The organism is Bacteroidota bacterium, assembly GCA_039111535.1.
GTDB lineage: Bacteria > Bacteroidota > Rhodothermia > Rhodothermales > JAHQVL01 > JBCCIM01.
This window is the reverse complement of sequence record JBCCIM010000125.1, coordinates 1-19,849: the sequence shown is the minus strand read 5'-3', so window position 1 is coordinate 19,849 and position 19,849 is coordinate 1. Positions and strand designations below refer to the sequence as shown.

General features: G+C 51.1%; 18 protein-coding genes. 13 read left to right on the top strand and 5 right to left on the bottom strand.

Annotation, left to right across the window (positions count from 1 at the left end):
* The first annotated feature begins 81 nt into the window (after nucleotides 1-81).
* Nucleotides 82-600, top strand: coding sequence for a hypothetical protein (locus tag AAF564_17540; protein ID MEM8487360.1), 519 nt, complete (start codon nucleotides 82-84; stop codon nucleotides 598-600).
* Between the two features lie 35 nt (nucleotides 601-635).
* Here the strand turns inward: AAF564_17540 and AAF564_17535 are convergent, their stop codons facing one another.
* Complete coding sequence (locus AAF564_17535) at nucleotides 636-1,865, bottom strand: patatin-like phospholipase family protein (protein ID MEM8487359.1); 1,230 nt, start codon at nucleotides 1,863-1,865, stop codon at nucleotides 636-638.
* A gap of 133 nt (nucleotides 1,866-1,998) precedes the next feature.
* Here AAF564_17535 and AAF564_17530 point away from each other — a divergent pair, with 133 nt between their 5' ends.
* From AAF564_17530 to lpdA, 5 genes are all read left to right on the top strand, one after another.
* Entirely contained in the window at nucleotides 1,999-2,952 is a 954-nt protein-coding gene (locus AAF564_17530; GenBank protein MEM8487358.1) for a peptidase, read from the top strand.
* Nucleotides 2,953-3,056: 104 nt separating this feature from the next.
* Nucleotides 3,057-4,763: a tetratricopeptide repeat protein gene (locus tag AAF564_17525; protein MEM8487357.1), complete on the top strand. Its 1,707-nt coding sequence runs from the start codon at nucleotides 3,057-3,059 to the stop codon at nucleotides 4,761-4,763.
* Nucleotides 4,764-4,972: 209 nt separating this feature from the next.
* Complete coding sequence (locus tag AAF564_17520) at nucleotides 4,973-5,743, top strand: DUF4292 domain-containing protein (GenBank protein MEM8487356.1); 771 nt, start codon at nucleotides 4,973-4,975, stop codon at nucleotides 5,741-5,743.
* 26 nt (nucleotides 5,744-5,769) lie between these two features.
* The gene (locus tag AAF564_17515; protein ID MEM8487355.1) at nucleotides 5,770-6,963 is read left to right on the top strand and encodes a peptidoglycan DD-metalloendopeptidase family protein; all 1,194 of its coding nucleotides are present in this window, start codon (nucleotides 5,770-5,772) and stop codon (nucleotides 6,961-6,963) included.
* A gap of 283 nt (nucleotides 6,964-7,246) precedes the next feature.
* Nucleotides 7,247-8,668, top strand: coding sequence for a dihydrolipoyl dehydrogenase (gene lpdA / locus AAF564_17510; protein ID MEM8487354.1), 1,422 nt, complete (start codon nucleotides 7,247-7,249; stop codon nucleotides 8,666-8,668).
* A gap of 3 nt (nucleotides 8,669-8,671) precedes the next feature.
* Here the strand turns inward: lpdA and AAF564_17505 are convergent, their stop codons facing one another.
* From AAF564_17505 to metG, 4 genes are all read right to left on the bottom strand, one after another.
* A complete protein-coding gene (locus tag AAF564_17505; protein MEM8487353.1) occupies nucleotides 8,672-9,199 on the bottom strand; it encodes a DUF402 domain-containing protein in 528 nt (175 codons plus the stop codon).
* Nucleotides 9,200-9,208: 9 nt separating this feature from the next.
* Nucleotides 9,209-9,622 carry a DUF1330 domain-containing protein gene (locus AAF564_17500; protein MEM8487352.1) on the bottom strand — a complete coding sequence of 138 codons (414 nt, stop codon included), beginning with the start codon at nucleotides 9,620-9,622 and terminating at the stop codon, nucleotides 9,209-9,211.
* Nucleotides 9,619-10,068: an MOSC domain-containing protein gene (locus tag AAF564_17495; GenBank protein MEM8487351.1), complete on the bottom strand. Its 450-nt coding sequence runs from the start codon at nucleotides 10,066-10,068 to the stop codon at nucleotides 9,619-9,621. Before AAF564_17495 ends, AAF564_17500 begins: the two co-directional genes overlap by 4 nt.
* Before the next feature lie 214 nt (nucleotides 10,069-10,282).
* The gene (metG, locus tag AAF564_17490; protein ID MEM8487350.1) at nucleotides 10,283-12,439 is read right to left on the bottom strand and encodes a methionine--tRNA ligase; all 2,157 of its coding nucleotides are present in this window, start codon (nucleotides 12,437-12,439) and stop codon (nucleotides 10,283-10,285) included.
* 50 nt (nucleotides 12,440-12,489) lie between these two features.
* On the opposite strand from metG, the gene hisB reads away from it, so the two are divergent.
* The 7 genes from hisB to AAF564_17455 all read left to right on the top strand — a co-directional run bounded on the left by hisB (nucleotide 12,490) and on the right by AAF564_17455 (nucleotide 19,579).
* Entirely contained in the window at nucleotides 12,490-13,095 is a 606-nt protein-coding gene (gene hisB, locus AAF564_17485; GenBank protein ID MEM8487349.1) for an imidazoleglycerol-phosphate dehydratase HisB, read from the top strand.
* Between the two features lie 44 nt (nucleotides 13,096-13,139).
* Complete coding sequence (gene proC / locus AAF564_17480; GenBank protein MEM8487348.1) at nucleotides 13,140-13,982, top strand: pyrroline-5-carboxylate reductase; 843 nt, start codon at nucleotides 13,140-13,142, stop codon at nucleotides 13,980-13,982.
* A 75-nt stretch (nucleotides 13,983-14,057) separates the two neighbouring features.
* Entirely contained in the window at nucleotides 14,058-14,717 is a 660-nt protein-coding gene (gene hisH, locus AAF564_17475) for an imidazole glycerol phosphate synthase subunit HisH (protein ID MEM8487347.1), read from the top strand.
* 70 nt (nucleotides 14,718-14,787) lie between these two features.
* Nucleotides 14,788-15,576, top strand: coding sequence for a 1-(5-phosphoribosyl)-5-[(5-phosphoribosylamino)methylideneamino]imidazole-4-carboxamide isomerase (hisA, locus tag AAF564_17470; protein ID MEM8487346.1), 789 nt, complete (start codon nucleotides 14,788-14,790; stop codon nucleotides 15,574-15,576).
* A gap of 31 nt (nucleotides 15,577-15,607) precedes the next feature.
* Nucleotides 15,608-16,375: an imidazole glycerol phosphate synthase subunit HisF gene (hisF, locus tag AAF564_17465; GenBank protein MEM8487345.1), complete on the top strand. Its 768-nt coding sequence runs from the start codon at nucleotides 15,608-15,610 to the stop codon at nucleotides 16,373-16,375.
* Nucleotides 16,376-16,645: 270 nt separating this feature from the next.
* Entirely contained in the window at nucleotides 16,646-19,039 is a 2,394-nt protein-coding gene (locus AAF564_17460; GenBank protein MEM8487344.1) for a thiol-activated cytolysin family protein, read from the top strand.
* Between the two features lie 126 nt (nucleotides 19,040-19,165).
* A complete protein-coding gene (locus AAF564_17455) occupies nucleotides 19,166-19,579 on the top strand; it encodes a hypothetical protein (protein ID MEM8487343.1) in 414 nt (137 codons plus the stop codon).
* Nucleotides 19,580-19,849 lie beyond the last annotated feature (270 nt).

The following is a 19,849-nucleotide window of genomic DNA, read 5'->3' as shown; positions in this document are numbered from 1 at the left end:
TGCTACACCGCACCTGACCAAGTGTACCCATTAAGGCCTCATCACCCTACATACTCACTAACCAGTACAATTTATGCCATAATGTCGCTTAAACATATTACCCGCCTTGATTACCAGAAGACGCATGGCTGGTGGGTTCGTATTCGAAGAAAATCGAATCCGAGCTCCAAGTTATTTTCTGATGGTGTCTATGGAGGGCGCGACAAAGCCCTGGAGGCTGCATTGACATGGCGTGACGACAAGTTATCAACTGCACCCAAACAAACAACAAGAACAACGGAGTCTTCTTCCAAGACGATTAAAACCGGCGTTCCTGGTTTGTGTGTCAGCTTTGTAAATGGTGCCAGAGATAATCTGGCCCATCTGCAGGTATCTGTACAGCGCCACGGAAAAAGAACGAGCACCCGTTACTCTATAAGCAAATGGGGACTCAGAGCAGCACTTTGGAAATCTTGCGTAGCGCTAGCCAAAGGCTCAATCAAAGACAACGTCCAGTCGGACCGTACCAACCTGCAAGCAGAAGCTATCGTGTTGTTCGATAAATCCTACCCCCTGGTAGCTGAAGCACTTGAAAAGGTTGGATACGAAGTTGACTCCTGAGTAATCAACAGCCTGGCACAATTGACCCACAATTGTTACGAGCGATTATCTGCCTGACCCACATTGTTAGCTTCTTCTAGAAAAGACTCGATTTCATCGTGTTGATGTGCAGCATCGTTGTATCCGATGTCGATGAGATCATCCATATATTCTTTTTGAAAGAGCAGCATACTGAGCCAGTCGGGACTCTTAGTTTCACTAGACCCGATGCCCATAGTAAATAATCCGAGGGCACCGGAGAATTGTGGTTTATATTTCCCAGCTAATTTACCTATATCAATCGACGGCCTGATCATTAGCAACTTTACCGGGCGCAATCCATTGCGGCTTCTGTCTGGAATTTGCTGGATCAGGTCGTTTATTCTTTGCAGGTTTTCTGAATCCTGGTCAACAGCATCCAGAAAAATGGCGTTCATCAGAATACCAATAATCTGGGCCGCCGGTGGATATCCTGAAATTGTTGGCCGATCGGCCTCTGCCTGGCTCCTGTCGTAGCGCGTTGAAATTACCATGATCCGGTCTGCACCCATCGTAATGGCCGGCGAAAGCGGATTTGTTAACCGCACCCCACCGTCGCCATGCCAGGCACCGTCAATCAAAACAGCCGGAAAAATTAACGGCAAGGCAGCTGATGCCATAATGTGGTCGACCGTAATCTGGGTTGCTACCCCAACACGACTCGGCCGCACCCACTGTTCGATGTCTGCCCCCTGAACAAACGTGGTCGTCTGCCCAGTCATATAGTTGGTACTGGTCACTGCAAATGCTTTGATTTTACCAGAAGCCACGTTTTCCGTCACACCCGTCAGGCTACCCGATGCATCTGTTTGAAACTTCTCACATAGAAATTCTCTGAGCGGACCAGGATCGAGTAACCCACGCTGATGCGCCATAGAGGACGTAATGCGCTCTTCATAACTCGCGCCATCTCGATTTTTGAGCAGGCGCCGAAAAAAATCAAAGGTAGACTCCGTAGTAAACACATGATCCAGCGTCAGCTGCTGCCAACTCTCCACCATTACGCCCGCCGCATCTTTGAACGAACCGTTGTGATTGGCCAAATAACCGGTATTGATTGCACCGGCGGAAACGCCTTTCATGATACTAAAATGATCACCGGGAAACGCATCTGCAATATAATTCAGTACACCAGCCTGGTAGGCAGCCCTTGCCCCTCCGCCGCTCAATACGAGCCCAACATCCTCTTTTGCTTTCTCACCAATCCCCAACAAATCCTGAAGTCTGTTTTTGATTACTTCTCTCATTATCTCAACGCTATGCGGTAAACCTGATCTATGTTTTCTATAAAATGGGTCGGGGTGACGCTGGTAATAAACAAAAATGTATAGAAATGTCTATTATTAGTCCCCCGAAGAAAGTGAAGTTGCCGGCAAAAATATGGCTTTCGCAAATCCGCGCCTGCCCCTGCATGTCTTGTTTGTGTTTATTGATGGCGTAGGCCTGGGTCCCGAGTCCACCGCTGCCAACCCTTTCTCCAGGCTCAGCTTGCCTGCATTTAATACGCTGGCAGGCGGACAGCCCTGGACGGCTCCGCTTGCGTCACAACACAATGCGCGACATGTAGTCCGACCAATAGACGCTTGCCTTGGTGTTGACGGCTTACCTCAAAGTGGCACGGGACAAGCTACGCTCTTCACAGGTGTCAACTGTGCTGAAGCTGCGGGCCGGCACTTTGGCCCGTACCCGCATTCTACCTCCAAACCTATTCTGGCTTCTCAGAACATTTTTTCGGGTGTGCAGCAGCTCAACCCGACACTTGAGGAGCCAGCGGCATTTGCCAATGCCTATCCGCCTCCCTTTTTTGCCCATGCGACCAGGCGCAACAGATGGACTGTTACCACGCTTTCTTGCATTGAGGCTGGCATTCCGATCCGAAAGACGGATGCGTTGCAGGCAGGGCAGGCGCTAACCGCAGAAATACGTAATACCGCGTGGCGAGAAAGGCTGGGTATTGATGTGCCCGCGATTTCAGAAGAAGAGGCTGCCCGTCGGCTTGTCAGGCTTGCTGAATCGCATGTCTTTACCCTCTTTGAATACTACCTGACCGACAAAGCCGGCCACAGCCAGTCAATGGACCAAGCCACTGACATTTTGCTCATCCTGAATGCTTTTTTTGAAGGACTCATTGCGCATTTAAACCCGGAAAACACGCTATTGGTAATTACCAGCGATCATGGTAACCTGGAAGATCTGTCTACCAAATCGCACACCTTCAATCCAGTCCCCCTGATCGCCTTTGGGCGCGGCGCCAGTCACTTTAACTCTGCAACATCCCTCATGGATGTAACCCCGACAATTCTGGAAACGCTTCAATCCGAAAACCGTACATAATTAAAGCCGGCTTATTTCTTTAGTACAATCCGGCAAGTCCGTTAAAATGGACGACTTTAAGTCAAACGCTTTTCAAAATCTCAATAGCTAGCCCAATCTTTTTCGTGTCTGGATTGCATCGCGTCATTTTTAGCCTGTGCCTGCTGGCCGTTTTGCCTACAGCAGTATTTGCGCAGCAACCAGAGCCTCCCGGCGTCCGCGCCATCCAGATCGAGCGTTACCTGGTGCAGGGACTCACAAAATCCTTTCTTGGCTATCACGAAGAAGCCATCGCTCTTTACCAAAAAGCGCTTGAGCTATCCCCTGCTGCGCCGGCAGTACACGCCGCGCTTGCAGATGCATTCCTGGCAACAGAAGATTTGCAGACTGCCATTTTCTATGCAACGCAGGCCAAAGATTATGCGCCAGAGAACCTCTACTATCACCAGCAATTGGTTCAGCTGTTAAAAGACGTAGAAGATCTCGATGCAGCAACACAAACGCTCGAATCCATGCTGGCGCTTTTCCCGGAAGAAATCTCTGTTCTTGAGGAGCTGGCCTATTTGCAATATACACGCGCTGCGTATGACGAGGCGCTTGCGTTGTACCAGCAACTGGAAGACCGTATGGGAATCCAACAACACATCAGTTACCGCATGCTTCAAATTCATCATCAGCGAAATGATGTTGCGGGTATGGAAGCTGCATTGCGAAAAATGGAAGCGCAAAACCCGGAAAACGCTTCAATAAAACGCAATCTGGCTGAACTCTACCAGCAGAATGATCGGACTGATGATGCGATAGCTATCCTGGAAGAGGCATTACAAGTTGATTCAACGGACGTGGAAATCATTGTACCACTCGCCCGCTTGTATGAGGACCGGCAAGAGACAGACCGGGCAGAAGCGCTTTGGGCGCGTACCATGGAAGTTTCCGGCTCGCCAGAAGATGCATTCGCCCGCGCATCACACCTGTATACGCGTGCCAGCGACAACATTGACACCATCGACCTGGTTACGCGCCTGCTCGAATACGCCATTGCGCAAGATCCTTCCTACACGGAAGCGCTCATTCTTTTCGGCACCATAATGTTTGAAGAGCATCACTTTGAAGAAGCCGGCAAACTGCTGTATCGTGCCGTACAGGTCAACCCCAAGAACCCCGAAGTATGGCTACAGGCTGCAGCTGCTTACCTACGCATCAATCAATCTAAACAAGCTGCCGACATCGCAGATGAAGCCTTGCTGCTTTTCCCCGGGCAAATTTCACTTCTCCGGGTCGCAGCATATGGTTATATGGATGCGTATCAGAATACACGGGCCATCAACTACTTCAAAGAATTCCTGTCCTTGCTGGAAAAAGACAACGCACACCAAAGCGAACGGTCAGAGCTGCTTTCTGCGCTTGGCCTCCTGTATGCGCGTACCAAAGCGTATGAGGCCTCAGACAATGCCTATGCCGCAGCCCTGGAGCTTGCGCCAGACAATGCGATTGTACTAAACAACCTCGCATACAGCCTTGCTGAGCGAGAACTGCGGCTTGATGAGGCGTTGAAATACGCGAAACGCGCAGTCGAAATTGAAAACTTGAATCCGTCTTTCCTTGATACCCTTGGCTGGGTCTACTACAAACAGGGTGAGTACAAGCAGGCCGAGCAATGGGTCTCTAAAGCCATTGATGCCGGCGCTCGGGGCGCTGCGACCTTTGAACACATGGGTGATATACAGGTAAAGCTTGGTGACCGAAGTGCTGCCGTCACCCTCTGGAATAAATCGCTAAAACTGAACCCCGACAACGAACAACTCCTTGAGAAAATCAATAACATCCAGTAGGCATTCGCAGGTTTTGATAGACCGTCTAATTTCATACATTACCGTACCCACAGCTCACTGCAATTAGCAACCAAGCAATTAGCAACCAAGCAATTAGCAACCAAGCAATTAGCAACCAAGCAATTCGCAACCTCATTTACCCCTTTATCTCGCCAGTGAATCACACAACAACTACCCCCGGCCTGGTGCCCGCTATACCCAGCCCTTGTTTGCATGCAATTTCCTGCTGCCTGCTGGCGGGTGTGCTGCTTTTTCTCTCGGGTTGTAGCGGCTCGCGCAATGCCATAGACCGAAGCGAAGCCATGCCGGCCGGGTATCCGAACCACAGCTACGCCGAAATTATTAACAACCTTACAGCGATGCCTTACACCGTTGAAGGCTATAGCTCGGAAGCGGCCCTTGTGATCAAATCCCCCGTGCAAGGCGGTTCTTTCTCAGCGTCCATCAAACACATCAAAGATGACTCACTCTTAATTTCGATTAGCCCCGGACTCGGTATTGTAGCCGTTCGGGCGCTTGTTACAAAAGACAGCTTCTTTGTGCACGACCGTATCAATAAAGAACTGGGCATCGGTACGATCAACGCCATGCAACGGCTCCTCCCCCTGCCGGCAGATGCGCGTTCATTGTACGGCGCCATGCTTGGCGTATGGTTGCCCGAAACGGGTCCTGACTGGGAGCTCTCTTCAGGTGATAGCTACTACATCCTTAAAGATGACACGCGCACCCTGTTCATCGACCCCGTATTTTGGCGCGTGGTGCGCTATGTAGAGAACAACGAGGCGGGTACGCTTGTAGAAGAACGTACATTTTCAGAGTTCAAAGACTACGATGGGTTCTTTCTGCCGCGCCGGCTTACATTCCGCCGGCCTGGTGACGATACTTCTGCTTCGCTCTTCCACAGAAAACGAACAATAAACCCGACGTCACTGTCGTTGGACTTTAATGTCAGCAGCTCTGTAAAACGCGTCGAATTTTAGACGCACGCATTCAGACTATGCAACTCATGAAATCGACATTTTATCTGCTTGCCTTCAGCATCTTCTTCTGCCTGCTTGCGCCGGCTGCAAATGGGCAAACCACGCGGGAAGTAACTGAAAAACGCCTGCGCGCCTTGCAGGATCAGATGACCCTCGACGTTATCCGTATTTCGGAAACTGAAGAGCTCGAACGCGCCACCCTCCAGACCCTTGCAGATCTGGATCGCGAAATTGCGGTCCGGGAAGAACTCATCGAAACCAACCAGACCCTGCTCCGCCAAATTGAGCGGTCTCGCGACTCCCTGCGTACGTCGATGAATGAGTTGGAAAAAGAACTTGGCTCTCACCGGGAGCAATACCAGCGACGTGCAATCCACGCATACAAATATGGCCGGCTGCATGATGTAGCCTTGATACTGGCCGCTGAATCAATCAACCAGATGCTGATCCGTATTCGCTACTTGCGCAGATTTGCAGACCAGCGCCGCGGCCGGCTCAGCCAGATCATTACTGCAACCAATACCATCAAGTCGCGACAGGAAGAAATGGAAGCCAATGTGGCTGAGGCTGAGCAACTTATTTCAGGTGCCGTCTCAGAGCAGGCGGAGCTTAAAGGCCTTCGGGGTACCCGAAACAAGGTCATTTCTGAACTCAAGCGCCAACGTGCGGATCTACAAAACGATCTGGAAGAAAAGCAGCAAGAAGCTGACGAGCTTGAGTCAATGATCAGAAGAATTATTGCCGGTGAAAACAGTGCGCGAAGCAGAGCAGCAGCAAACCCTGTTGATGCTGCAGCAAATGCACAAATTTCCAGTGCATTCCTGGCCAACAAAGGCGCACTTATCTGGCCAGCGAATGGCGCAGTTATAGAGCCATTCGGTGAAGTGGTTAATCCAGTTTATGGTACAGTAACACTTAACCCGGGCATTCTCATATCGACGACATCTTCTGCTGAGGTCCTTGCCGTGTTTGATGGTGAAGTGGTAGACATTTACCCAATGCCAGAGTTTGGAAACGTGATTACGATCAGCCACGGAGATTTCACAACGCTCTATGGTAATATGTCAATTGTTTACGCGCCGGCAGGCTCTGAAGTCCGCGCAGGACAAATGGTAGGGCGAGCAGGGACTGACGCCCAACCCAAAGGGAACGCCGTTTTCTTTGGCATCTTCAACAACAACACGGAAGTCAATCCAATAGAATGGTTGAAGAAAAGGTAAGCCACGCTTACGAGCCATTACAATTCGACTACTTGCGCGCACCTAACCTGTGTCCACAAATTAACAGATCTACACCCATCAAAAGGGGCAGTTGATACCCATCGACAAGTCTCCATCAATAAATCCCTGCCAGCCTGAAACAGGTTTTCCCTTTTTGTGTTAGTTTCCGCTGCTGGATAGCTGCTTTTTTGACGTACCCCATGGTCTCCCCTGTCTCCGTGCGTTGCTGTAGCAGTAATCCATATAAAAAATAAAACCCAGCGAACTGAACAAACAATAGAAAATGGCAGATACCAAGTACGATGTCATCGTAATCGGCTCCGGCCCTGGCGGCTATGAAACAGCGATTCGAGCGACACAGCTAGGCTTGAAAACAGCGATCGTAGAGAAGAATAAACTTGGCGGTGTATGCCTGAACATCGGCTGTATTCCTACGAAGGCCCTTTTGAAAAGTGCAGAGATGATGGATAGTGTGCGGCACCTGGCGGATTACGGTATCGTACTGGAAGGTCAGATCAAGCATGACTTCCCGAAAATTGTTGCCCGCAGCCGTGGCGTCGCTGCAAAAATGAACAAAGGCGTCCAGTTCTTGATGAAGAAGAACAAAATTGACGTCCACATGGGACAGGCAACCCTGAAAGGTGGCGGCAAAATTGACATCCAGCCTTCTGTGGATATGGATGGCAATACCGTTGGTACAGCAACCACCCTTGAAGGCAAACATATCATCGTTGCTACAGGCGCCCGTGCGCGTGAAATTCCGCCCCTCCCTGTAGATGGCAAGAAGATCATCTCTTACAAAGAAGCGATGACACAGACGGATCAGCCAAAGCGTTTGCTGATCGCCGGCGCCGGCGCCATTGGCGTTGAGTTTGCCTACTTCTACCATCAGATGGGCACCGAAGTTGTCATCGTGGAACTCCTTGACCGACTGGTGCCTGTTGAAGATGCTGATGTTTCTAAAGAATTGCAGCGCAACTTCAAAAAGGCAAAAATCAAGGTCATGACCAAAACACAGGTCATGTCAGTTGACACCTCGGGCAAAGAGCTCAAGGTAACGCTCAAAACAGCCAAAGGCGAAGAAGTCATTACCACTGACCAGGTACTCTCCGCTGTTGGTGTAGTAGGCAACGTAGAGAATCTTGGCCTCGAAGCACTTGGTGTAGAAATTGATCGCGGCGCAATCAAGGTAGACGGATTTGGCCGCACCGCCGTACCAGGCGTTTACGCCATTGGTGATGTTGCCGGCCCACCGTGGCTTGCACATAAAGCCAGCCATGAAGGCATCCTTTGCGTCGAGAAAATTGCCGGCCTCGATGTACATCCGATGAACAAGAAAAACATCCCGGGATGTACGTACTGCCAGCCACAGATTGCTTCCGTTGGATACACAGAAGCTGCCGCGAAGGAAGCCGGATATGAGCTTAAAATTGGCAAATTCCCGTTCCAGGCTTCAGGCAAGGCGTCTGCAATCGGACACGGCGAAGGCTTTGTAAAGGTAATCTACGACGCCAAGTACGGGGAAATGCTCGGGTGCCACATTATTGGCTATGATGCAACCGAACTCATTGCTGAAGCCGTTACAGCCCGTGAACTTGAAACCACAGCGCATGAAATCATGGAAGCTATCCATCCACACCCAACCCTCTCTGAGGCTGTGATGGAAGCAACCAAAGACGCGTACGGCAAAGCCATCAATATTTGATGCTCAATCCGCGGGAGGCAAAAGCCCGGTGGCTTTCCACTGGCGGTACCGCTCCTGTTGCGTTTCATAGTTGAAAGGAAAATTGCCGGCCTCGATGAGCGCCGGCAATTTTTTTGCCTCTGCGCGAATCTGCTGCTGTAAATCGTCCGGGTATCGCCACAGTTCAGCATGCGCTTGAAACTCTTCTTCATCCACCAGTTCGATACTGCCATCCAGGTCCACGCGATAATCCAGGTCCATGTCCACCCAGCTTAGCCGGTCTGTCTCTATTTCTGGCGGCATAGCAAGGTTAATATACATGGCACATTGATGCGAGATGTGCTCAAAGATGTGCATCACGTTGAACCACTTCCCGGGCAGGTACAATTCAATCAGCCCGTTTTCATTGTACCGTTCTTCATTCGAAACATGGTAGAAAAACGGCGTGCCGGGAGAAGAGAATAAGTCAACGCTGCGGGACGTCCGTACGACGTAGGCATGCTTGCTAGACGAGCGCAAGCTACCGTCATACTTTCTGGATTCGACAAACATAGACGCACCCTATTCCTGCATCGGCAACAGGCGGGCATCGAGCAATGCAGCAGTACGATGGCCGGCTCCTTTGAGATACCCTTCATTGGATGCAAACGCCATAAAACGCTGCATCGATTGATGTTTGACCAGCAACACGAGGTCCCATGACGCGTCCTGCGGACCAATTACAAACGGGCCACCTGTACCACGAAAAAGTACTTCACCACCACTTTCGTTCAAAAAAGGCAAGGTATGTTCGATGTACTTTGCGTATGCATCAGCACCAGATATAGGCGTTGCGGGCGCCAAAGCTGGAAAATTACTATAGTCAGCTGTTTCTCTGAACTTGAGCAAGTTGAGCATCACGATGGGCCCTTGCAGGTTGCGTCGAAACAACGCAGCGCCGGCTTCTTGCGTGGCATCTATGTATCGTTCTGTCATTTAATTGCCTCTTCTGTTTCCCAGCTTAGCGTATCACCCACCCTGATTATTCCGTCATCTAATACCTGGCCAAACGCCCCACCCCGCCATTCAGGAAACATGCGTTCACGAAGTCCGGGCAGCGTTTCTTCCATCAGGTTACAGGGCTTGGTTTCGCCTTTGATGATGATACGGCAATTTCCAATTCGGAGCACCTTGCCGCGACTGTCTTTCAAAGGAAATCCGGAAACCATGAGATTCGCGCGCCGGCTTGTCGGCGGCAAATCTCCACCGAGTTCAGCCATCAGCATCTCCCACACTTCCTGCTCGATAATAGTAACCTGACGCCGTCCCTTCTGGTTCGCATTATCACGTAGCCCTTTGCCGGCAACCAACTCAGCTTCAGACTTAGAGTCCATGGGCCCTTGCTTTGCGCGCTTTATCCAGATTGCTTCTAGTTTGGCCATGAGGAGTGAGGAGTGAGGAGTGAGGAGTGAGGAGTGAGGAGTGAGGAGTGAGGAGTGAGGAGTGAAAAATAATCACTTCGACATTCAAAATTCCTGGTTCGGTGTTCGATATTCCAAAAGGGGCTGCAATCCCTCAAGAGATCTTTCGTTTCACTCAGGATGCCACGGGCGAGGCAATGCGCCATTCCTCACCCCAAATCCCCAATAAACAATCCTAAAGTACAGGCGCGCCATCTTCGCCGGCAGAATCAATCAGGCTCAGTACACCATCACGGTTCTCAGCCATGAGGACCATCCCCTGACTTTCGAAGCCACGCAGCTTGCGGGGCTTGAGGTTGGCCACAACAACAACCCGTTTGCCAACCAAATCTTCAGGGTCCATCTGCTCTGCCACACCCGAAAGAATCTGGCGCTCTTCAAATCCCAAGTTGATTTCCAGGCGCAGAAGCTTGTCTGCTTTTGGCACTTTCTCGGCTACTTCGATGGTCCCCATGCGTAAATCGAGTTTGGCAAAATCATCGTAGACAATTTCGTCTTTGATGGGCTCAAAGGCAGGACCGGCCGGCGCAGCGTCGTCTGCGACAGCGTTGAGTTTTCCGATTTGTTCTTCGATCACAGCGTCATCAATTTTGGTAAACAGGATTTCAGCTTCGTTCAACCCGTGGCCAGCTTCGAGGAGCGGTTGGCCGGCGTCATGCCAGCCCAGGGTGCCTGCACCTGGGTTTTCAGGCAGACTCGAACGTACGCCTGTCAGCTGCAGCATATCACGCAGTCGTTGGGCCGTATGCGGCAACACAGGCTCGAGCAAAATGGCTAGCGATGCACAGATTTGCAGCGATACATGGATGGTATTGCCACATTTCTGCATGTCGTTTTTGCGCGTATGCCAGGGCTCCGTATCGTTGAAGTACTTGTTACCCATCCGGGCAAGGCTCATCGTTTCGAAGACAGCTTCGCGATTGCGGTACGCATCATAAGAAGCGCCAATTTTTTCAGGGAAGCCGGCCAGGCTGGTCAATACTTCGTGGTCCAGCGCTGAAGGATTCTCCAGCGGAGGCACAACGCCATCAAAGTAGCGGTTTGCAAACGTGAGCGTCCGGTTGACAAAGTTGCCCAGTACATCTGCAAGTTCAGAGTTGACGCGCGCCTGGAAGTCTTTCCAGCTAAAGTCTGCATCTTTACTCTCTGGCAACATGGTAGCCAGCGCGTAGCGGAGCAAGTCTGGATCAAAGTCTTCAAGAAACTCATGAAGCCACACGGCCCATCCCCTGCTGGTAGAAAGCTTTTTGCCTTCTATGTTCAGGAATTCGTTGGCCGGCACATTCTCCGGCAATACATAGTCGCCGTGCTGCTGGAGCATTGCAGGAAACATGAGACAATGGAAAACAATGTTGTCTTTGCCGATAAAGTGCAGCAGCTTGGTCTCCTGGTCCTGCCAGTATGGTTTCCATTTTTCAGGGTCCCCTTGTGCAGCGGCCCATTCTCTCGTAGCGGAAATGTAGCCGATGGGCGCATCAAACCATACATAGATGACCTTACCGGCAGCATCCGTTCCGGCAAGTGCTGCAGCCTCATCAGGCACAGGAACGCCCCAGGGTACATCACGCGTGATGGCGCGGTCTTTCAGGCCGTCGTTAAACCAGCTCTTTACTTGCCCTAACACATTGGGCTTCCATTCAGGATGCGTGTTGATCCAGTCTTCCAGTGCCGGCTGAAAATCACCCAGTGGCAAGTACCAGTGCGTTGTCTGCCGTAACTCGGGCGTTGCTTCAGAAAGCGTGCTCTTTGGATTCACAAGTTCACGCGGACTCAGCGCCGTACCACACCGCTCGCACTGGTCGCCATAAGCATCTTCGTTCCCGCAGTTCGGACACGTCCCTTTCACAAACCGATCTGCCAGAAAAATGCCTACTTCAGGGTCAAACAACTGCTCCTCTGTCTTCAGCTTAAACGAGTTACTGGCCGCCAATTTGTTAAAGAATGCCTGGCTGGTTTCTCGATGAATATCCGTGGTTGTACGGGTATAAATATCAAAACTCATCCCGAATTTTTCAAAAGCATCTTTGATCATCGGATGATATTTGTCAACAATATCTTGTGGGCTGATGCCTTGCTGTCGGGCGCGGATCATGATAGCCACGCCCATTTCGTCCGAACCACAAACAAACACCAGATCACTGCCTTTCATGCGCTCGTAGCGGCAGTAAAGATCAGCCGGCAAATATGCGCCAGCAAGGTGCCCCAGATGTACGGGACCATTGGCATACGGCAAGGCTGCCGTCACCATGATGCGTTTGTGCTTCGAATTACTCATCTCTTTCTTGCTAAATAGAACACAAATAAGGCCATAGCGTACGACCGACCCGCACATCAGGTTCTTTTTTGGTGTGCGTTTTTGAAGAAAGCCCAGCCAGACAGGAAATGACACAAGCACTGTCCGCCGTAAGAACGGCCTCTGTTTCCCGCGAAACCCGGGAAACCAACATCCAGGTGAGCCTGAATCTCGACGGATCAGGAACGTACGACAACAAAACAGGTGTAGGATTTTTTGATCATATGCTAGACTTGTTTGCCAAGCATGGCGCGTTTGATCTTACCGTGCACTGTGATGGAGACTTGCACATAGATGACCACCACACCATTGAAGATGTTGGCATCGTTATGGGGCAGGCTTTTTCAGAAGCGCTCGGAGACAAAGCGTACATCAACAGGTACGGCGCGGCTTATGTCCCGATGGATGAAGCTCTGGCCCGTGCAGTGGTTGATTTATCCGGTCGCTTCTACCTGCAATACGACGCCTCGTTTGTGCGTAACCGCGTCGGCGCCATGTCGACAGAGATGGTTGAACATTTCTGGTATAGCTTTGCAGAAAAGGCCGGCATGAATCTGCACATTAATATCCTCTCCGGGCGAAATGCCCATCATAAAATTGAGGCCATTTTCAAAGCGGTCGCGCGCGCCCTTCGGGAAGCAGTAAAGCGCGATACGAACAATGCAAAACTGGCCTCCACAAAAGGCGCACTTTAACCCTCCGCAACCAATCCAAAACCAGACACAACACCTTTTAGATTATGGGTACTTCGCGGCTTTTGGCCAACCACAAAATTGCAGTAATTGGCGCCGGCAACATGGGACGTGCAATCATCGGTGGTTTGCTCAAGGGCAATGACACCGATGCCGGCCAAATTCGAGCGACACGAAGGAGCGCGCGTGCATTGAAAGCATTGGCAGAACAGTTTCCCGGCATACAGACCACATCAAACAATGCAGACGCTGTCGCGGATGCCACCATTATCATTCTCGCGGTAAAGCCGCAGATGGTGCTAAAGGTTATCAAAGAAATAAGAGCGCACATTTCAGATAAAACCCTGATAATCTCGGTATTGGCCGGTATTACCACGCAGACACTACAACATGAGTTTGCACTAAACTTGCCCGTTGTGCGCACCATGCCCAACACGCCCGCGCTTGTGGATGAAGGTGCAACAGCCATATGCGCAGGCGACTATGCCGGCGACGACGAGCTCGACAGCGCACGGGCTGTATTCGAAGCGGTAGGCAGCGTAGAGGTGGTGCCGGAGTACTTGATGGATGCCATCACGGGATTGTCTGGCAGCGGTCCGGCATACATCTACATGATTATTGAAGCCCTGACAGACGCCGGCGTAAAGCAAGGGATCCCCCGCCCGATTGCGTCTGCGCTCTCTGCACAAACCGTATATGGCGCCGCCAAACTTGTCATCGAAACTGGCAAACATCCGGCAATACTAAAAGATGAAGTTACCACACCTGGCGGTACAACCATTTCTGCCATCGCGGCCCTCGAAAGCCATGGCCTGCGCAACATGTTGATTAACGCTGTCGCAACAGCTACCGAACGCTCAAAAGAATTGAGTAAAGTAAAGGAGCAATAAACACGATTGCTGGTTAATGCAGCATAGGCTGTATTTAAACTTCCCTGTTTACCAACAAGAGCAATAGGCCCAGAAATGGTCTGCATCATTGACTACGGCATCGGTAACCTGCGATCCATGGAAAAGGCCCTGGAAGCAGTTGGCGCAACGGTGGTTCGTTCTGATAAAGCAGAAGATATTATGCGCGCTGATCGGGTGGTATTGCCCGGCGTTGGCGCGTTTGGTGCCTGTGCAGATGAAATTCGCCGGCGCAATCTTGTACCAACCATTCATCAGGCCGTCGCCTCAGGCAAGCCTTTCCTTGGCGTATGCGTAGGCATGCAATTGCTGTTTGATGTGGGCGAAGAAATGGGTGAGCACCAGGGACTGGGCATCATGCCCGGACGGGTTGTTCGCTTCAAGCATGCGTATCAACCTGCCATGGTTGCTGCCGGCGACGCGCCTGTTGTACCAGAAAAGCCCCTCAAAATCCCACACATGGGCTGGAATGTTGCAACACCGCGACATCCGTCCCCGCTGCTCGAAGGGCTCGGAGAGAACGCCTATTTCTATTTTGTACACTCTTATCACGCAGCCGTAGAAGACCCTGACGACATCCTTGCAGACACCATGTACGGCATAAATTTTCCTGCCATGGTTCAGAGGAACAACGTATTTGGGGTCCAGTTTCACCCCGAGAAAAGCCATGACAACGGATTGCTGGTACTCAAGAATTTTGCCCACCTGTCCATCTAGCGCCCCTGATAACGCCAGCTGACAAACCGTATTCCCCAGTTGCTCACGCCCTCCAAATTCGGATTCCAGGATGCTAATAATCCCAGCCATTGACCTGCGCGGCGGCCGTTGCGTTCGCCTTTATCAGGGCTCTTATGAAAAAGAAACAGTCTACTACGACGACCCCGTAAAGATGGCAAAGCTCTGGCGCGTCCAGAATACCAAAGTTTTGCACGTGGTAGATCTCGACGCAGCGCGCGGCGACAAAGAAGGATCAGCACCCAACCGCACCGTTATCAAAGCTATTTGTGAAGCCCTCGATATCCCGGTACAACTGGGTGGTGGTATTCGTACGATGGCGGATATTGAAGCAGCGCTCGGGTTGGGCATTTATCGGGTGATCATCGGCACAGCTGCGGTGAAGAATCCGGAGCTGGTTTCAGAAGCGGTTGAAAAATTTGGCTCCCATCGCATTGTAGTCGGCATCGACGCAAAAGATGGTGAAGTGCGAACAGACGGCTGGCTGGCCGGCAGTGGCATCGACGCTATCGAATTGGCCCTCGACATGGAAAAGAGAGGATGCCGACGCATTGTCTATACAGATATCAGCCGCGATGGTACCATGGAAGGGCCAAACACAGAGGCTTACCTGGCTATGGCTGCTCGCCTGTCTAAAGTCTGCATTACAGCCTCAGGTGGCGTCGGTGACTACACCCACCTGATCAAAATTGCTGAACTCAAAGCCAAAAAAGTTGATTCCATTATCGTAGGCCGGGCACTTTACGAAAACAAATTCCCATGCCAGCAGATCTGGTGTTGGCACCAAAAAGACGACGTCAACCTCAACGAATTTTCCACGGCAAAGCTGCGCGACTGCTAGTTGCAAGCCCTGCCTCTCCCCATATCAATCCATGGTAGCAAAGCGGATTATCCCTTGTCTTGATGTTGATCAGGGACGCGTTGTAAAAGGCGTCAAGTTTGTGGACATCGTTGATGCCGGCGACCCGGTTGACCAGGCCAAATTCTACGACCAGTCGGGTGCTGATGAACTGGTATTTCTAGACATAACTGCGACACACGAAGATCGTGGGATTATGCGGGATGTGGTGCGCAAAACAGCAGACCAGGTATTTATCCCTCTCACCGTTGGTGGTGGCATCAGGTCGGTCGAAGATATGCGTGCCATGCTGAATGCGGGTGCAGATAAAGTGTCTGTTAACTCAGCGGCATTAAAAAACCCGGCGCTCATCGAAGAAGGGGCAACAGCTTTTGGTTCACAGTGCATTGTGGTTGCCATCGATGCAAAGCGTGTAAGCGACAATCCGCTCAGATGGGAAGTGTTTACGCATGGCGGGCGTAAACCTACAGGCATCGACGCGCTCGCGTGGGCTAAAGAAGCAGCTGATCGTGGTGCCGGCGAACTCCTTGTCACCTCTATGGACCGCGACGGGACCAAAGACGGGTATGATCTCGATCTGCTCGAGGCACTGGATAAACTGGTCAGTATTCCTGTCATTGCCTCGGGCGGTGCCGGCAACCTGGAGCACTTACGCGATGGATTTCAAGCAGGAAAAGCAGATGCCGTGCTCGCTGCATCCATCTTTCATTTCCGAGAATACACGATAGCAGATGCAAAATCATATCTGCACAAAGCCGGCATAAATGTGCGGATGGTGTAGAAAACCTTCGGTTTTCAGGTTGAAGGTTGCTGGTTGAAGGTTTTTCTGCTGGCGCTTCCTTTAGATGGTTCAAATCTCTTGTAGAATCCGCTAATCCTGTGGAATAAAGCGAAGGTATCTTGTGCGTCATGCACTTCAGTGCCAATCGATATTCGCCAGGTATCACATCTAATCGCATAATTTTTTTATAAGCGTGATCACATTTCACTGGCTTTGGTGCGTCTTCAGGTAGCCAACCAAATAAATCAACTTCATATCTCATAAATCACAATGAAACGAATCGCTTTAGCTCTGTTTTTAGTATTCGCTCTTCAAAGCGTCGGATGTGACAGCGGCGATTCTATGGGCCCCAGTGGGCCGGTAGAAGAAGTCGGCCAGTACATGCAGGATCTCCCATCCTGGTCAGCGTTCAGTCCCACCACGCCTTCACAGGCACCCACAGCAACAGGAGATGCGGTAGCGCAACAAGAAGTTGTACTCGATGTTGAGCAAATCAACGAAGACGGCACCACAGAAATTCTACCTGATGTCACGTACACCTGTGAGACGCAACCATTCACAATTACAGAAAATCCGCAGCAGATTGCCATATACAGTCCTGACGCGGAATTGCTTTGGCCGGGCGCATTGATTCAGGGCAAAAGCCACCGCGACGGTTTGGGCAGCTTGCTCGGACTGCCCATCGCAGAACGATCAGCAATCGAAGTCTCCATACCAAGCCTTGCGAATGACGACAACTTCCGCACAGTTGATACACCAAGCCAGGCCGAGGTCGGACAAGCCAGAGGCTCCATGATTGGGAATGCAACGCAGTCAGGTCTCTCCACGCCGAGTACCATTACTTTTGATATGTCGGAGTACTACTCGGAAAGCCAGTTTGCCCTGCAGGCTGGCATCTCTGGTCGGTACCTCAAATTTGAAGCTTCAGCAACGGGTTCTGTGCAGAAAGATGCGTCTAAAACCACCATCACCGCGCAGTTCTATCAGAAAATGTATGAAGTGGTTGTTGCACCACCCCAAACACCAGATGCGTTTTTCAATGCCGACTTTACCACCGAAAAATTACAGCAGCAGGTAGACCTTGGCCGGATTGGCCCAGATAACCTACCCGTATATGTATCCAACGTTGTTTACGGGCGCATGATGATGTTCTCGCTGACATCAACAGCTAGCGCCTCAGATATCCGCGCAACCATGCAGGCTGCCTACAATGGTATTGGTGGCGGCGGCTCAGCAAATCTGGATGTGAAGCAGAAGAAAATTCTCGAAGAGTCTGAAATCCAGGTAACGTCGCTGGGCGGTGATGCAGATGCAACGCTGGCTGTGATCCGATCGGGCAACTGGGCAGATTACTTTACAGACGATGCCCCGCTTAGCAGCGCCGCGCCGCTGTCTTACACGTTCCGTAACCTCGGTGATGGCTCTATTGCATCAGTAACGGAATCGACCGATTACGAAATCACAACCTGCGAAGCCAAAGCAGCAACACCTGGCACGTTTGACTTCCGCGATGTGCAGTCGCTTTCGTTGCCGATCAGCACGCCTGCTAAAGTATTGATGGCAGATGTGGATGGCGATGGCGACGATGACCTGGTTTGGAATCATGTCAGCGCCGGTAGCAACGAAACCGTGGTTGCCACCGCCAACGGAGACGGTACATTCACGATGGGCACACCATATACGCATACGGCCTCCCCTGCTGATGGCTGGAGCCAGTACGTTGTCAAAGTTGGCGACTTCGACAACGATGGCCGCGATGACCTCGCATGGAACAGAGTGATAAATACTAATTTGACGTACATCGGGCTTTCCAATGGAGATGGATCATATGCTGAGATGCCAGTCTTCACACGCGCCACTGATGGTTGGGGGCTTGACTACGAATTTGCAGTCGGGAATATTGACGGTAAAAACGGAGACGACCTTGTTTGGAACGAGCGTACCGACCTGAACAGATCTTATGTTAGTTTTTCAAATGGCGACGGCAGCTATGGTGTAGACAATGCTGAGCCGGTAAACAATGACTGGCACGACCATCCCGACCGCGGCTGGTCTGGCAACGAGACGTTTATGGTGGCCGACTTTGACGGAAACGGCAGAGACGACCTGATGTGGTATACCAAAGGGTTCAATATTCATCATGTTTACTTTGCAGAATCAGTAAGCGATACCCAGGGAAGCATCTTTAATTTTCGGGGCCGTTTTGACCGGGGAAACATGGGCTGGACCAATTACGACGTCGTTATAGGGAATATTGATGGCGTTGCTGGTGTCGATCTGGTATGGGTTGCCGCTGGCCAGACCCGCAGTCCGGTCCACAAAGATCTTACTACCGGCGGCGTGCCGGCACTGGTCGAGGGCGACCTGCAATGGCTAGAGGAAGAAGCAGGCCCGTTTGAGATTCGCCTGCTGGATGTCAACGGAGACGGCCGCAAAGACCTCTTGATAAATTCAATGGAATCCGTAAATCGGAGCTTCATCGGCCTTGGCACCAGCACAGGAGATTTCGACTTCGGGCGCATCTCTCAGGACCATCCGATTTTTGATGACTGGAGTCAGTTCGAGATCCTGGTGGGTGACGTAAATGGTGATGGCCGTGATGATGTCATCTACAACAATGCAGATGCTTCCAACGATGTGTATGTCGGACTAGCAAAAGAATAAGCAAGCATATACCATCCTTCATATCAAAGCCGGCCCAGGGACGCATCTCCTGGGCCGGCTTTTTTGCGTTTTGCATCCTCACCGTAAATATTCCGTATTGCCAGCTTCACCAACCAAAACTCAAATATGACTAAGACTACCTATCGCCCCTTTATCGGTATGCTCACGGCCCTGCTCCTGTTGTTTACGGGCATTAGCGGGATAAACACCGCCAACGCCCAGGATGCCACTGTTGCAGCTGACCTGGAGGTATGGTCTGGCGCACTCGATACAGGTGGTGGCACCCTGCGACTCAAACTGGAGATCAAACACGAAGACGACAAAAAAACGGCCGTGCTCATCAGTGTAGACCAGGGCAATGTCCGAATCCCGGTTGACGTTGTAGCCGTCGCAGACGGGAAACTGACCTTTGATCTTTCTGCCATCAACGGCGGGTTCGAGGGGACCCTCAACGAAGCGGGAGATGAAGCAACAGGTACCTGGTCGCAAAACGGCGTTGAACTGCCGCTCACGATGTCAAAAAATGTAGCCGGCAAATAAGTGCGTAAGCAATCCGACCGTACCCACGCCGGCCGAGCTACTTACCAACTTTTTTCTGGATATTTTTCAAGACAGAGTAACTCTTTCAAAATTGTTGCGTCTATACAATAAAGTGCTAATTTTTTAGCGCTTTGTTGTACGGCGCACAATAAAGGCAATCGCTGTGCGTTAAAGGGTTAAGATCGACTAACGGTGGGTTAAGGAGCACACCTGACAGCCGATTTGCTCTTCAACAATCTTATTGAATTCCGGTACACTGATGTCTGTTCA

What these genes read in the sequence shown, in the direction of transcription:
- AAF564_17540 (MEM8487360.1), top strand. Translation starts at nt 82, where the DNA reads ATGTCGCTTAAACATATTACCCGCCTTGATTACCAGAAGACGCATGGC.
- AAF564_17535 (MEM8487359.1), bottom strand. Translation starts at nt 1,865, where the DNA reads ATGAGAGAAGTAATCAAAAACAGACTTCAGGATTTGTTGGGGATTGGT.
- AAF564_17530 (MEM8487358.1), top strand. Translation starts at nt 1,999, where the DNA reads ATGGCTTTCGCAAATCCGCGCCTGCCCCTGCATGTCTTGTTTGTGTTT.
- AAF564_17515 (MEM8487355.1), top strand. Translation starts at nt 5,770, where the DNA reads ATGAAATCGACATTTTATCTGCTTGCCTTCAGCATCTTCTTCTGCCTG.
- lpdA (MEM8487354.1), top strand. Translation starts at nt 7,247, where the DNA reads ATGGCAGATACCAAGTACGATGTCATCGTAATCGGCTCCGGCCCTGGC.
- AAF564_17505 (MEM8487353.1), bottom strand. Translation starts at nt 9,199, where the DNA reads ATGTTTGTCGAATCCAGAAAGTATGACGGTAGCTTGCGCTCGTCTAGC.
- AAF564_17500 (MEM8487352.1), bottom strand. Translation starts at nt 9,622, where the DNA reads ATGACAGAACGATACATAGATGCCACGCAAGAAGCCGGCGCTGCGTTG.
- AAF564_17495 (MEM8487351.1), bottom strand. Translation starts at nt 10,068, where the DNA reads ATGGCCAAACTAGAAGCAATCTGGATAAAGCGCGCAAAGCAAGGGCCC.
- metG (MEM8487350.1), bottom strand. Translation starts at nt 12,439, where the DNA reads ATGTGCGGGTCGGTCGTACGCTATGGCCTTATTTGTGTTCTATTTAGC.
- hisB (MEM8487349.1), top strand. Translation starts at nt 12,490, where the DNA reads ATGACACAAGCACTGTCCGCCGTAAGAACGGCCTCTGTTTCCCGCGAA.
- proC (MEM8487348.1), top strand. Translation starts at nt 13,140, where the DNA reads ATGGGTACTTCGCGGCTTTTGGCCAACCACAAAATTGCAGTAATTGGC.
- hisH (MEM8487347.1), top strand. Translation starts at nt 14,058, where the DNA reads ATGGTCTGCATCATTGACTACGGCATCGGTAACCTGCGATCCATGGAA.
- hisA (MEM8487346.1), top strand. Translation starts at nt 14,788, where the DNA reads ATGCTAATAATCCCAGCCATTGACCTGCGCGGCGGCCGTTGCGTTCGC.
- hisF (MEM8487345.1), top strand. Translation starts at nt 15,608, where the DNA reads ATGGTAGCAAAGCGGATTATCCCTTGTCTTGATGTTGATCAGGGACGC.
- AAF564_17460 (MEM8487344.1), top strand. Translation starts at nt 16,646, where the DNA reads ATGAAACGAATCGCTTTAGCTCTGTTTTTAGTATTCGCTCTTCAAAGC.
- AAF564_17455 (MEM8487343.1), top strand. Translation starts at nt 19,166, where the DNA reads ATGACTAAGACTACCTATCGCCCCTTTATCGGTATGCTCACGGCCCTG.